Here is a 14,744-nt window from a genome sequence, read left to right on the forward strand (position 1 = left end):
AATAATATTTCAAAAAACATCTAATAGTTAAAAAGTTAAATATTTTAATACAATTTTAACATTTAACTTCTCTTTACGTTTTAGTTTAAAAAAGAGGAAAACATTACATTACCCATAACACAAACAATAAAATTGTTTTTATCAGAATAACACAAATTATATACAATTTTTCATTTCAATCGGTTGCGCTGATTTTTTCTTTTTTTTTGTTAAGAATAGGTCATTTCATAGTTATTCTATATATTTTCAAAAAACAGTACAATTTTGAACGAAATTCAACTATAAAATAGAAGTATGAGAAAAGGGCAATACACGATGCAAGACATCGCCAATGAACTTGGCATTTCTAAATCTACTGTCTCCAGAGCTCTAAAAAATCACCCAGATATCAGTCAAGATACTAAAGACGCTGTTCACAAACTTGCCAAAGAAAAAGACTACCAACCTAACTCTCTGGCTTTGAGTTTAAGACACAATAAATCTTTTGTGTTAGGTATAATAGTTCCAGAAATAGTACATGACTTTTTTGCAAATGTAATCTCTGGAGTTCAGAAGGTAGCCTATAACGAAGGATACAATGTTATGATCTGTATTTCTAATGAATCTACCGAACAAGAAATTGTAGATACAAAAGCAATGTTCTCTAGCAGAGTTGACGGACTACTTATTTCAAGAACCAAAGAATCTAACGATTTATCGCATTTAAAAAGCATTGTCAACAAGGGTGTTCCTTTAGTAATGTTTGACCGAGTATCTGAAGAGCTCAACGTAAGTAAGGTGATTACTGATGACTTCCAAGGTGCTTATATGGCAACGGAGCATTTGATAAAGCAGGGCTGTAAAAATATTATTCATTTAAGTGGACCTGATAATCTTGCTATTGGTAGAAATCGTAAAAATGGTTATTTGGCTGCTTTGAAAGATTATAATATTGCGGTAGATGAAAATATGATCATTCCTTGTCCTAAAGGTGATTTAGATGAAGGGAAATCAACGATGTACGATATCATAGACCAAAAGATTGAATTTGATGCCGTTTTCGCAAATAATGATGTAACGGCAATTGGGGCAATGAACGCAGCCAAAGAAAAAGGGCTTTCAATTCCTAACGATGTTTCTGTGATTGGTTTTGGTGATTGGCGTTTATCTCAGTTGTTAGATCCACCTTTATCTTCTATTGAGCAATCGGGAGTAGATATTGGAGTAACAGCTGCCAAATTACTATTAGAGCAAATTCGTGCTGAAGAAAAAGATGAAGACTTCACACCTAGAACAGAAGTGGTAGAAAGCCATCTTATTAAAAGAGGATCAAGTATTCATAATTAGGAAGGTTACAAAAACTGTAATTACTTCTTAAAACATATTTATAGGGTGTTTGAATCTCCTTTTAGAAGGTCATTTTGATTTTAAACATGCTCTTATCATTTTATTATTAAAAACGAGTTGTCAAAAAACAGCTCGTTTTTTGCTTATTGCTTTTTAGAATTTTTATTTTACTATTGAATTAAGTTGAAATGAAGAAAACATGTTTTGATTCATTCAACCTTTCATATCGAATTTCTCTACTTTTTAAATAGAATTTTACTCTTTTATCACACCACTCTAATGAGAAAAGTATTCCTCTATATATTATTATTAGTAAGTTCTCTAGCTAATGCCCAACAATATAATATTACCAAGTTTACTATTAATAATGGTCTTGTTCAAAACAACTGCGTTGCCTTACAGCAAGGAAAATATGGTAGTATCGTAATTGGTACTATTGAAGGAGGAATTAACATCAATAATAGTCAATCATTTTACACCATTGATGCTAAGCAAGGTTTATCCAACAATTTCGTTTTTGATTTTGCGAGCGATGAAAATAATAATATTTGGGTGGCAACGGCTAATGGTGTGAATTTACTTTCCGATAGAAAGGTATTTAATTATCTCATCAATGATAGTATTCCTTTTGGGGTGAGAAATATTGATTACGATATTAAAAACAAAACGGTTTGGGGGATCACAACCTCTTTTTCATTGTTTAAGCTTAATGCAAAATTCAACAAAAAATCTTTCCACTACCCACTAAGGAAAAACACGAAGTATTCTTGTATCTCTACCGATGATGATGGTAACATGTGGGTAGGTACAATTAAGGAAGGGATATTAATCGTCAAAAACGATTCTGTTCAACGCCACATCAGGCTTCCAGGTAATATAAAAGCCATTCAACATCTTTCGAATGAAAAAGTAGCAATTGCGACCGACAATGGGGTATGGATATTACATAAAAACCAACAGGAATCACCCATTCGAATTTTAAATAGAAAAAAGATTCTTTCTCTCTTTGAAAGTAAAGACGGGACACTTTGGGTTGGAACAAGGAATAATGGTGCTTTCGCTTTCAAAGACGAACAACAAATCCATCATCTTAATTACGAGAACGGATTAGACAGGCATATCAATAATATTTGCGAAGATGAAGAACAAGGTCTATGGTTTGCTACTCCCAATGGGTTGTTCCGCTTGAACAATAATATTTACACCTTTTTTGGAGAAGGAGTTCAAATTAATGGAAAAGTGCTTGATACTTACCAATCAAAAGATAACACCCTTTTTGTAGGCACGGAAGAAGATATCATCCTATTAAAAGAGGAGAAATTCAGCACAAAAATCCCCTTGCCAGTATCCGTTCGTTATTTAAACATGATCGAAAACCTTCAAGATCATTTGATTATTGGTACCGATAAGGGAGTTTTTAGATATGCAAACACACAATGGGTAAAATTAACGGCCCCTTCTCATGAGGAGTTTTTAAATAGCCCTACTTCCTTTTTCAAGAAGAAAGGAAAGCTTTATGCCGTGTTGATCAATCATATTTTTGAGGTTACTGATACTTCATTAGAGTATGTCAAAGACTATTCAAAAGACCTGAGAAGTTCTAGGGTATCTAAAATTGCCATTTCACCCAAAGATTCAACATTATGGTTAGGCACTAGGGGACGAGGTTTGATTCATATTGATAATAATTTTGAGATCATCAACACGTTCCAACCTAACAATAAATCTCTTCCTTCTAATTACGTCAACGATTTGGTATTTGACCAACTTAATAATTTATGGATTGGCACCACCGGTAGTGGCCTATGCAAATTACATGAAGGAGCAGATATGGCTATTTCTTTTCAGGATGAAAAGCTTTCATCCACCAATATCTATTCCGTAGAAGTGGATAAGAAAGGAAATATATGGGCCGGTAGCAACAATGGTATCAATCATTTGGTCGGCTTGAACAATGATATTGTCAAAGTAGAAAAATATGGTACTGCCGAAGGTTTCAATTCATTGTCTTATACTAAAAGTAGCGCCTCTAAAGATAAATATGGCAACTTATGGTTTGGAACCGATAATGGTGTTGTGAAAATCAACCCTACCAAAAGTGTATATAGTATGGTCCCTCCAGTGATTGTATTTGAAGACCTACAAATGTTTTCTGAAGATTTCCCATGGGACGATTACAGCGAAGGCATTGACAAGCAATCACACTTACCTATTAACTTACAGCTACCTAGCAATTATAATCATATTACAATCAATTTTGTTGGGATATCCATGAATGTTCCATCCAAAATTAGATACAAATGGAAGCTTATTGGCTACGAAGAGTATTATCATCCTTTGTCAGAAAATAGCCAAGCTATTTACTCAAACCTCCCTCCTGGCGATTATATTTTCAGTCTTCAAGCTGTCAATGCAAGAGGGATAGCCTCCCCTATCAATGAAGAATTCCAATTTACCATTGAGAAAAAGTTTTTCCAGAAGAGAAGCGTTAGAGCCATCATCACATTATTGATTATTATTTTCATCTTCTATCTTTTCTATTCTTCGTTAAGAAAGGAAAGAATTAAGAAAGAAACCTTACAACAAAAAGTAGATGAAAGAACGCAAGAATTCAGAAATGAAAGGGAGAAAGTAGAAAAGGCAAAAGATGAAATTGAAAAGAAAAGCAATCAGCTAAAAGAGATCAATGACAGAATGCAAGGGAGTATTAAATATGCTGCCAATATTCAAGATGCAATCATTAGTTGTGATGGTACTTTCCCGAAGTTATTCCCTAAATCCTTTAACCTAAGTATCACGAAAAGTGAGGTAACAGGTGATTTTATTTGGATCAGAGAAAACGAAAAATATATCTTTTTACTACTTATCGACTGCACTAACCATGGTGTTCCGGCAGCTTTTATTTCTATTGTTGGAAATCAGTTACTTGATGAATTAGTAAGAGATAATCCTAATATCAGAAGTGCCGATTTATTGACTAAATTGGATCAAAACCTCAAAATTGCATTAAAAATCCATGAAAATAACGAAATAAGTGACGGTATGGATGTGGCAGTATGTAGATTTGAGAAAGGAACAAGAAACTTGAATTTTGCTGGAGCACGAAGACCGTTAATAATTGTTGAAAATGACGAGCTAAAGACGATCAAAAGTAATTTTTGCAGTATTGGTATTATCTTTAATGATGTTGAACCGGCTTTTGATAACTTTGACTTTGAATTGAGTGAAGATGCTATTCTTTATTTATTTTCAGATGGCTTTTCGAGTCAATTTAATGCTCAGGGTGAAAAATTTAAAAAAGTACAGTTCAAAAATTTACTTTTTAAGTTATCTTCGCTTCCGTTTACAGAACAATGTAATACACTTCATTCAACCTTCCATAAATGGAAAGAGGGCACTGAGCAGGGGGATGATATGATGGTTGTTGGATTCAAATATGAAACAAATTATGCTGAAAGCACAAGGGATCACAAAATCATACGGGAAACTGAACGTATTGAAAGAAATTGATCTAGAGATAAAACAAAACGAAATAGTATCTATTATGGGTGCTTCGGGAGCTGGAAAGAGTACTTTACTCCAAATTTTGGGTACTTTAGACTCTCCTAACACGGGTAAAGTATGGATCAATAATACAGAAGTTACTTCGTTACACGGTGACGATTTGGCCAAATTCAGAAATGATAAAATTGGGTTTGTATTTCAATTTCACAACCTTTTACCTGAATTTACGGCATTAGAAAATGTTTGTATGCCTGCACTTATTGCCGGTAAAAAAATGAGTGATATTGAACAAAAGGGTAGAAAACTCATGAACCAATTGAACATTGGTGAACGATGTGATCACAAACCCACTGAAATGTCAGGAGGAGAACAACAAAGATGCGCAATTGCTAGAGCCTTAATCAACGATCCCCTTATCATTTTTGCCGACGAACCCAGTGGTAATTTAGATTCAAATAATGCTGAAGAACTCCATAAATTATTTATTGAGTTAAGAGATAAAATGAATCAAACTTTTGTCATTGTTACGCATAATCATCAATTGGCAAAAATGGCAGATCGACAATTATGGATAAGTGACGGCACCATGAATTTGGATAGTTCCACTCTTTAATGCTGTAAATGAGCACTGATGATAAAGCAAATAATAACCTAGAGGACGAAAAGGAAGTAAAGAAAAAAGTCCGCACAAAAAGAAGTCTAGCAAGGCGGCTAACCAATCTTTTTGTCATTTTTTCGATTGCTTTTGTAACATTGTTTCTCAGCCTTATTATCAGTCTTCATATCATCTTACAATATTACCCTGATGAGTTTATCGGAGGAGCCATCAAAGAAAGTGTTACAAGGGGAACTCAGAAAAAGTATTCGTTGGATTATGATAAAATCCACGTTAAGCTTATTTCGGGTTGGTCAATACATGACTTTCTTTCAAGTGGTTCCATTACATTAATCAATCCTGAATTTACCCCCGATAGTGCATATATTGCCTTCAATGACAGCGTTCCATTGGGGCAAAAGAAAAACCTAGTCAAGGTCAAACTCAATAAATTTGAATTACAAAACTTTTCTATTCTAAGAGCCGTTTTTCAAAAGGAAATATACATTGGCAATGTCCTTCTTGATTCCGCCGATATAGAAATACACAAATATAAAATTGAAGGACAAAGGAAAAAGGAAGCTTTTGCTAATAAAACACTCACTGAAACACTTCACAGTTTATTTTACCAAAACAAAGAAAACCTCAAACGGTATCGGATTGGCAATGTGATGACCATTAATTCTTCCTTGAATTATTTTGATCACACTCAAAAAATCAAGCAACAAATTGCTTTAGATGAAATCTCAATCACGCTAAAAGATATTTACTTAGACTCTCTTACGCTTGAACAAAAAATGTTACCCCTTCATGTGGGTGATTTAGAGTTTAATACAAGAAACATTAAACTAGAATTAAAAGATTCTCCTTTTGGTATCAGTTTGGGTAAAATTGACTTCTCCACTATTGATAGTTCTTTATTGATTTTCAACACATCATTGTACAGAATTAATGAAGGCATTGACAAGAAAATACCCATTAATAATGCGACTATTCCACTGCTCTCATTTGAAGGCTTGGACATACGCCGTTTCCTTTTTGACAGCAGTCTATACATCAAAGAATTATCAATTGTAAAGCCTCAAGTAGAATTAACGCTTCACTCCTCTGGGGCGAAGGGGAAGAAAGGCAAGACACCCGAACTTCCTAAATTTTTGAAGGAAATCAACATTCAAAAATTTCATCTTGAAAGTGCTAAAATCCCATTCGAAACGAATAAATTAGGCAAAAGACAAGTCAATGATATCTCCATTAATATTGATGAAATAGCCATTAATGATGAGATCTTAAAAGAGAAAATACCTGTTGGTTATCAAAACTTTGATGTAAAACTGAAATACCAAAGATGGAATTTTGATAATAGACACTATGCTAAGGTAGGAGGACTATATTATCACTCCAAGTGGCAAAAGCTGTATTTATATTCCCCTGCTTACAAACCTATTGGTAATGTACCTGACTCTACTTCTCAGACGTACATTAGTGCTCAAGCTAAAAAAATTACTTTAAACAAAGTCGACTATAATTTCTTTCTTCAAAATCCATTAGACTCGCTTTTTGCTTACAATCATTTATTGGTAGATGATTTGAAAACAGAAGTTTGGCTTCCCACCCACCCTATTGAAAAGGTAAATAAGGAGAATAAAAAGAAAAAAAATATTTCAATTGCCTTAAACTCCACGCTTTTGAAAGATGGAGAACTGACCATCAACATTCCAAAAGAGAAGGAATACAAAGATCAGCTAACTATTCAAGATATTGAACTTGATGTTGATTCTTTACACCTTCCCTTGCTTCAACCAAAGTATTTTAAAATCCATAAAGCTAATGTTGATTTTAAATATATCAGTTTACCACAGATCAATAACTATGAGTTTCTGATTGAGGAAATGGCTTTTACCACCAACGACAGTTCATTGGCCATTGCCGGTTTAAATATATCAACAGTAGATTCAACGGCGACTAACTTGAATATTGAAAGTTATGTCCAAGGCGTTCATTTTAGTCATATCACCTGGCGAAAGTATCTATTTTCTGATTCTTTGATCATTGATGACATCTTTGTGGATATACCTAGTTCTGATATTGAAATTCCACTTAAGGAAGCCATTGCATCAACAAAAACCATCACAAAGGATAGTCTTAATAAAATTACACCTAAAAAAGCTGCCCCATTCAAATACCTTATGGTAAATGACTTTCACTTACGAAAAGGACCTTTAACTATTACAAAAGAAGATACGGGGATTTTAGGCAGAAGCGAAAGTATGGGAGTCGATATTGTGGGCTTTACTCTGGAAGATAAAAAATTTGATTGGGAAGATATCAACTTTGTGGTAGAAGATATTTACGTCCCCATCCGATCTATTAACCACAAATCCTCAATAGATAAGATAAGTCTCAACGTCGAAAAGCAGACTTTAAGAATTAAAGGAACAGCTCTTACTCCTATTGACCAAGATAATCAGATGTTTATCAAGGCATTGACAGGGATTGATAACATCAATATAGATGGGCTTGACCTTCGAATGCTAAAAGATATTCAACAACTCAATGCTGATCAGATCGGTATTGATGGTGTAAGAGGGGTAATAGCCATTGATGAAAGATGGAAACCTGAAAGTGATTCCACTTCGACAAAATCAGAAAACCAGAAGGAGTTTCTTAAATATTTAGGGGTTGAAAATATAAACCTTAGGCTTGATGATTTTGCACTTTTGCATACAGATCAAAAAGGGCAAGAGAGCTATCTCACATTTTTTGGTGGCGAGCTCGATGTACACGAGTTACGTTCTAAAGCGTCTGCACAAAAAAACATTGGAGACATTAGACCAAAAAATATTTTCCTAAAAATGAAAGGTCTACAATATGAAAGGGACATTTCACCTTATGTCATTTCATCCAGTGAGCTTGTGGTCGACTCAGGTGGTGATTCCATCCTTATTTCCGAAGCGAATATACTCCCGAAAATGGGATATAAATCTGTAGGTATTATTGATTCACTTTTCTTACTACAAGTGGAAGAGCTTCAGATAAAAGGTGCAGGTTTGAAATCATTCGCTTATGATAAAAAAATAGATATTGATACGATTTACACTAAAAAAATTAGCTATCTAAATCCTGCAAAAACAAAAAAAGTTGAAAAAACAGGAACATTTGCTGAGAAAAATTTCCCCAAAGAAAAGGTGGCTGCACTTTTAGACAATTTTGAAAGTATAGCCATCGATTATATACAGGTTGATAGTAGCTCTGTTTCATTCAGAAGTCCATCAAAAGACAATAACAGAAAGAACATCTCCCGTCTGATGAGAAGAAAAAGGACGGAAACACCCCTAAATAACACAGAGTTAAGCCCTAAGGAATTAAATAAATACAGCAAAAAGACAAATCGAATTAGTAATAACAAACGTTTCTCTAGGGAAAAGAAAAAACTATTGATCGATAATATTCTTGCTGAAACGAAGGGCAATCCAATTGATGTGTACACTCTTGCCCCTACTGAGGATTCACTTGAACGCCTTGAACATCAGAAGTCATTTCAGAGTGTTTATAATGAAAACAGCATAAAAGACATCAACCTGAAAATTGAAGGGGTTTATATCAATCAAGAAACCATACAATCAGAAAGGGATTATGTCAAGCTAGGACGAATTAATTTAAATCTTGGCAAAAATATTTTCAACCTCAACAATGAAATGTATGCTATTGGATTTGATTCTCTTCATTTCAACAATCATTATGAAGATGTTTATCTCAAAAACTTTGCTTTAATTCCTAGATACTCTAAAAAGCTATTTGGTATCGTCAATGAATATCAAACCGATAGAATTGAAATTGGTATTGATGACTTATTATTGAGAGGCTTTCACTTTAAAAACTATTTATTTACTGATCATATACATTTAAACGGCGTCGAAATTGACCGTTTGAATCTATCGGCTTATAGAGATAAGACGGTACCTGTTGACCCTAACAAGAAGAATCCAAAAATGATCCACACCATTTTTGAGGAAACTCCTTTAGCATTTAGGCTCGACACCATTACCATTACAGACAGTCATATTAATTATGAAGAATACAAAGGAAATATAAGAGCGAGGTCTGAAGATCAAGAATTAGAAGGTAAATCTGGACAATTTCAGTTAAATGATTTTACAGGACAAATCTTCAACATCACAAATGACACATCTAAAATATCCGATGACCCTTACATGGAAATGTATGTCAAAGGTATTTTGATGGAAGAAGGTGGAGAATTAAAGATGTATTTTAGAATTCCTCCATTGGACAGTCTTGGCACCTATTATTATGAAGGAGAAGTAGGTAAAATGGACCTTATTAAACTAAATCCGCTTGTTGAAAGATTAGAGCTCGTAAAAATAAAAGATGGCAACCTGAAGAGAATGTATTTTAAGGTATTGGCTGACGATAGTGTGGCAATGGGAAATATGCAATTCAGGTATAAAAACTTGGAAGTGGATGTATTAAAAGACAAGGCTAAGAAAACAGGTGAGCTTAAAAGAAGAGCCTTTTTAAGTTCGGTCGCAAACCTTTTAATACGAGAAGAAAACCCACGTTTCCCTTCTATGAAGCAAGGGCATATTTATTATGAAAGAGATACTACAAAGTTTATCTTTAACTTCTGGGTAAAAACAGTCTTAACCGGAGTAGCAAGTACTCTATCTCCATTAATGGAGCCCGAAATCCCTAAAAAGGATAAAGCTACTAAAATGGAAATTAGGTATATTGAAAAAAATACTAAACGTAAAAATAGATTAAAAGGACCCCTCAAAAAGGTCTATTAGATTACAGTAAAATGAAAAAATACCTCTACATCAGCATTGGCGTAATTGGATTTATATTTTTGATGTGGCTTTTCCCTAAAGTCAATAGAAGAACGATTACAGCTACAGTGAATAAGACAGAAAGAATAAGAGGCTCTGTCAAAAATGGAGAACAAAAGTTAGATAAATACCTTATCTACACACTGGATAAAAACGAAAAACCTCACACTTTTGAAAATACAGATACGTGGATTTGGTTTAAATTCAACTCTTCTGATGTTTATGCTAAAATCCAAGATGGAGAAACATACGACTTCAGCATAGTAGGATTTAGAATTCCATTTCTCTCCATGTATCCTAATATCATTAGTGTCGAAAAAGTAAAACAATAACCAAACTTAAGTTTTTTTAATCATGAAATTTCCAAGTATTAATTTCCTAGTTTCAATCTTTTTAATCGCAGGAATTATCTCTTGTGGTACAACTTCAGAAAAAAAAGAAGATCATACTCATCATCAACATGAAGAAGGCACTGGACATAGCCACGGAGATGACCACGAACATCATCATGGACACAGTCACAAGTCTGAGGGCATGACATTAAGCGACGGCAGCTACAAAGTAGATACTGAGAAAAGTTTCATCAAGTGGACAGGTAAAAAGATCACTGGAAGTTCTCACTATGGTAAATTAAAGTTGGCTTCTGGTACAGTGGCTGTAAGTGAAAATCAAATTTCAGTCAGTAGCGAATTCAATATTGACATGACGACTATTAGTGTTGATGATATTCCTGCTGATGACAAGTTAAACCAAAAATTAAAAGGACATTTGGAGAATAACGATTTCTTCAATGTGACTGAGTTCCCTGCCGCTTCTTTTAAAATCAATAAAATTGCAAAAGGTGAAAAAGAAGGAATGATTGATGTAACGGGTGACCTTACCATCAAAGGTATCACTAACAGCGTATCTTTCCCGGCTCATATCATGAACCATGACGGAACAATCCATGCTATGGCTGACATTTCTTTTGATAGAACGAAGTATGATATTAAATATAAATCTAGCTCTTTTTTCAGTGATTTAGGTGATAAAGCCATCAACGATAAAATAGAATTAGAATTGCATTTATATGCTCAGAAATAAAAAATCATATCCTTCTAAACTATTTTTTAAAAAAGGCTGAAATAAATCGAATTTTCATTATTTCAACCTGACTGTATCAATATAGCAAAATAGGCGACAATTAAATTGTATATACCTAAGCGTCAAGACTTGAACGTAAAACACAAAAATTCCCTAGAGTTATAATTTTTACATTTTTTCTTGGTTAGTTAATATTTATTTTGTTATTTAGTAAATGAAAACAGCAATAAGAAATAGTTTTTGGGTTATTAAAGGAATTAAAAAGGCACTCTCTTTGGGAGTGCCTTTTTTTATTGATTACGTTTTTTTGTAATTGAACTTTATTTCCCAACCCTTATAAATAACATAACGCAACACAAAAAATTATTTTTAATCTTGCATTGAACACTGTACTATTTTCTGAAAATGGTGTCTATATAAATAGAATAACATCCTTAATTACTATATTTTTTTAGTATTGGTCGTTGTTTTCATTATGTTTATATAAGAATTTAGGAGTAGGTTGAAAACCATATAAAATTGAGAACCCTGTTTTCTTATTGAATACTCTAAAAAAATAACCTTAATTTTTGATGACTGCAATAATAAGTAGTCTAATATTTACATTACACAATAGATCTAATGAAATCTAATTTCATAACAGTACTTATCACTTTATCAATAACCTTTTGTTTTCATTTTGAAACAACGGCACAAAACTTAATACAAACGGATAGTACATTGCACCCAACAGACAGTGCTGAAGTACAAACAAAAAAACAAAAACGAAAGGCTGAACGTGAGCGAAAAAATCTAAGATTTAGTATACTTGGCGGTCCCGGATATACTCCTGATTACGGTTTTCTTATTGGGGTTAGTATGTTATTTACTTTCAGAACAGATACTACTGATCCTGATCTCAAAAGGTCAGTTGTTCCTATAGCAGGTGCATGGTTAAGTTCGGGTGGTTTTAACTTAATTGCAAAACCGCAGCTCTTTTTCAACCACGACAGATTAAGGTATTTTGGGCAAGTACAGTACAGAAATAATTATGATAATTATTATGGCGTAGGGTTCGGTTTAAATCAAGATACGCCAAGAAGTGATTCTACCACTCAATTTTTCCAAAATTCGATTTCCGTCAACGGGTCTTTTCTTTTTAGATCGGGTACTTCAGATTTCTTTATAGGACCTTCCTTTGATGTCACTTATAGAAACTTGTCAGAAATAGCGAAAGACATGGCTATGGACCCTACTTATATTGCTCAAGGAGGAACTGATACTGGAATGACGATTATGAATGTAGGAATTGGCTTTGAAGTTTCTTATGACACAAGAGACATACCCGCCAATGCTTGGGAAGGAATATTTTTCGATTTAAATGCACGATATTATGATACATGGCTAGGTAGTGATAGCAGGTGGGGATTTATCACCGCTGAATACAGACAATACAAACTACTACCCTTTCTAGGAGAAAGGAAAGTGTTAGCTTGGACGGCAAAAGTAAGGTCTGCCATTGGCGATGTCCCTTTCACGGATATGTCATTAATTGGTTCCCCTTTTGATTTGAGAGGATATTACCTCGGACAATACAGAGATAAGACTTCTGCTTTTGCGATGGCAGAATATCGAAATATGTTCAATTCTAAATCTAAATTGGTGTCTAAACTTGGTTTTGCAGTCTGGGGAGGTGTAGGTATGGTAGGACCTGACTTGGTCACTCCCGGAGGAGTATTACCTAACTTTGGAGCAGGCTTAAGGGTAGAAGTTCAGCCACGTATGAACTTTAGAGTGGATTTGGGTAGAGATCCTTTAGCGGGGCAAAACCTAGTCTATTTTAATATGACGGAGGCATTTTAGATGTATAAAAAAATTGTCAATTATAAATGCAGTCATTTGATCATTTATAATTGACAATTTATCATTCTACTACAATTTTTCGATGATAAGTGCAGAAGCACCTCCGCCTCCATTACAGATGGCAGCAAGTCCTCTTGTTCCTTTTTGCTGTCGCAGCACGCCATTTAATGTTACTACAATCCTTGTTCCTGATGCTCCCAATGGGTGCCCCATAGAAACCGCCCCTCCATGTACATTTACTTTATCCAATGGAATTCCTAGTTCCTTCGCAAAAGCTAATGTTACCACAGAGAACGCCTCATTGACCTCATAAAAATCAATATCATCCTTCGTCAAGCCAGCCTTTTTTAATGCTTTTTCCGCCGCAACAGGTGGTGCTATAGTGAACCATTCTGGTTCTTTTGAAGCGTCGGCAAAAGATATAATCTTCGCAACAGGTTGTAAACCTAATCGATCTACTGCTTTTTTACTTGCTAAAATTACCGCAGCTGCACCATCATTGATCGTGGAAGCATTTGCAGCAGTAACAGTCCCTTCTTTTGTAAAGACGGCTCTTAATGAAGGTATTTTTTCAAATTTCACTTTTTTGAACTCTTCATCCTCCATAACCATTAAAGGATCCCCTTTCCTTTGTGGAACGCTAACAGGTATAATCTCTTCTTTAAAAAGGTGATCCCCTGTCGCCATTGCTGTTCTCTTATAGGAATTAATAGCAAATTCATCCTGCTCTTCTCTACTTATTTCACAACGTACTGCAGTAGCATCGGCACAAACCCCCATTGGTTGATTATTGTAAGCGTCTGCCAATCCATCACGAACCAAACCATCCAACATTTGTCCATGACCGTAGCCATAGCCATAACGCCCTTTCGGTATATAATAAGGAATATTCGACATAGACTCCATTCCACCTGCCACTACGATATCATTATCGCCGAGCATAATTGATTGTGCTCCTAACATTATAGTCTTCATTCCAGAAGAACATACCTTATTAATGGTTGTACAAGGAATATCATGTCCAATACCAGCACCCAAAGCTGTTTGCTTAGCAGGTGCTTGTCCTAAATTAGAGGCAATTACATTACCCATATACACCTCATTGACTTCTGAGGGATCTACTTTTGCTTTTTCAAGTGCTCCTTTAATGGCAAAAGATCCTAGTTCTGTAGCTGAAAAAGAAGATAAGGCTCCTCCAAAACTTCCTATCGGGGTTCTCACCGCCGAAACGATATAAACTTCTTCCATAGTGTTTAAATAATGTGTTGTTTAATTTATTGGTTATTTGGTTGTAATAGTTTTGAACTTAAAAGTTCATTAAAGAATGAGAGGTCATCGCTTTATAATGTAACAATGACACTTGATAAATTTAAGAGCTAATTTAGAGTTATTTTCTTGAATAAAATGATTTTGGGTAAAAAAAGTGCATAAAAAAAGCCGACAACATTGCTGTTATCGGCTTATCGAATCACAAGTGATCCGACCAGGACTCGAACCTGGAACCTACTGCTTAGAAGGCAGTTGCTCTATCCAGTTGAGCTATCGGACCA

General features: G+C 34.5%; 8 protein-coding genes and 1 tRNA gene. 7 read left to right on the plus strand and 2 right to left on the minus strand.

Annotated elements, in window-relative coordinates; translation table 11 throughout:
- The first annotated feature begins 294 nt into the window (after positions 1 to 294).
- The 7 genes from IC221_RS20775 to IC221_RS20805 all read left to right on the plus strand — a co-directional run bounded on the left by IC221_RS20775 (position 295) and on the right by IC221_RS20805 (position 13,194).
- The gene (locus IC221_RS20775; RefSeq protein ID WP_188170798.1) at positions 295 to 1,326 is read left to right on the plus strand and encodes a LacI family DNA-binding transcriptional regulator; all 1,032 of its coding nucleotides are present in this window, start codon (positions 295 to 297) and stop codon (positions 1,324 to 1,326) included.
- A 279-nt stretch (positions 1,327 to 1,605) separates the two neighbouring features.
- Complete coding sequence (locus tag IC221_RS20780; protein ID WP_188170799.1) at positions 1,606 to 4,836, plus strand: two-component regulator propeller domain-containing protein; 3,231 nt, start codon at positions 1,606 to 1,608, stop codon at positions 4,834 to 4,836.
- Positions 4,775 to 5,443 (plus strand): ABC transporter ATP-binding protein, encoded by a 669-nt coding sequence (locus tag IC221_RS20785; protein WP_188170800.1) that lies wholly within the window; start codon positions 4,775 to 4,777, stop codon positions 5,441 to 5,443. The genes IC221_RS20780 and IC221_RS20785 overlap by 62 nt, the downstream gene beginning before the upstream one ends.
- 8 nt (positions 5,444 to 5,451) lie before the next feature.
- Positions 5,452 to 10,230 carry a hypothetical protein gene (locus IC221_RS20790; RefSeq protein WP_188170801.1) on the plus strand — a complete coding sequence of 1,593 codons (4,779 nt, stop codon included), beginning with the start codon at positions 5,452 to 5,454 and terminating at the stop codon, positions 10,228 to 10,230.
- Between the two features lie 11 nt (positions 10,231 to 10,241).
- Positions 10,242 to 10,601 carry a DUF1523 family protein gene (locus IC221_RS20795; RefSeq protein WP_188170802.1) on the plus strand — a complete coding sequence of 120 codons (360 nt, stop codon included), beginning with the start codon at positions 10,242 to 10,244 and terminating at the stop codon, positions 10,599 to 10,601.
- 22 nt (positions 10,602 to 10,623) lie between these two features.
- Entirely contained in the window at positions 10,624 to 11,352 is a 729-nt protein-coding gene (locus tag IC221_RS20800) for a YceI family protein (protein ID WP_188170803.1), read from the plus strand.
- 621 nt (positions 11,353 to 11,973) lie between these two features.
- Positions 11,974 to 13,194: a BamA/TamA family outer membrane protein gene (locus IC221_RS20805; RefSeq protein WP_188170804.1), complete on the plus strand. Its 1,221-nt coding sequence runs from the start codon at positions 11,974 to 11,976 to the stop codon at positions 13,192 to 13,194.
- Positions 13,195 to 13,263: 69 nt separating this feature from the next.
- Here the strand turns inward: IC221_RS20805 and IC221_RS20810 are convergent, their stop codons facing one another.
- Positions 13,264 to 14,442 (minus strand): acetyl-CoA C-acyltransferase, encoded by a 1,179-nt coding sequence (locus IC221_RS20810; RefSeq protein WP_188170805.1) that lies wholly within the window; start codon positions 14,440 to 14,442, stop codon positions 13,264 to 13,266.
- A gap of 227 nt (positions 14,443 to 14,669) precedes the next feature.
- Positions 14,670 to 14,743 (minus strand) — tRNA-Arg (locus tag IC221_RS20815).
- Position 14,744 lies beyond the last annotated feature (1 nt).

Source organism: Flammeovirga sp. EKP202, assembly GCF_014534745.1.
In the GTDB taxonomy this organism is placed as follows: Bacteria; Bacteroidota; Bacteroidia; order Cytophagales; family Flammeovirgaceae; genus Flammeovirga.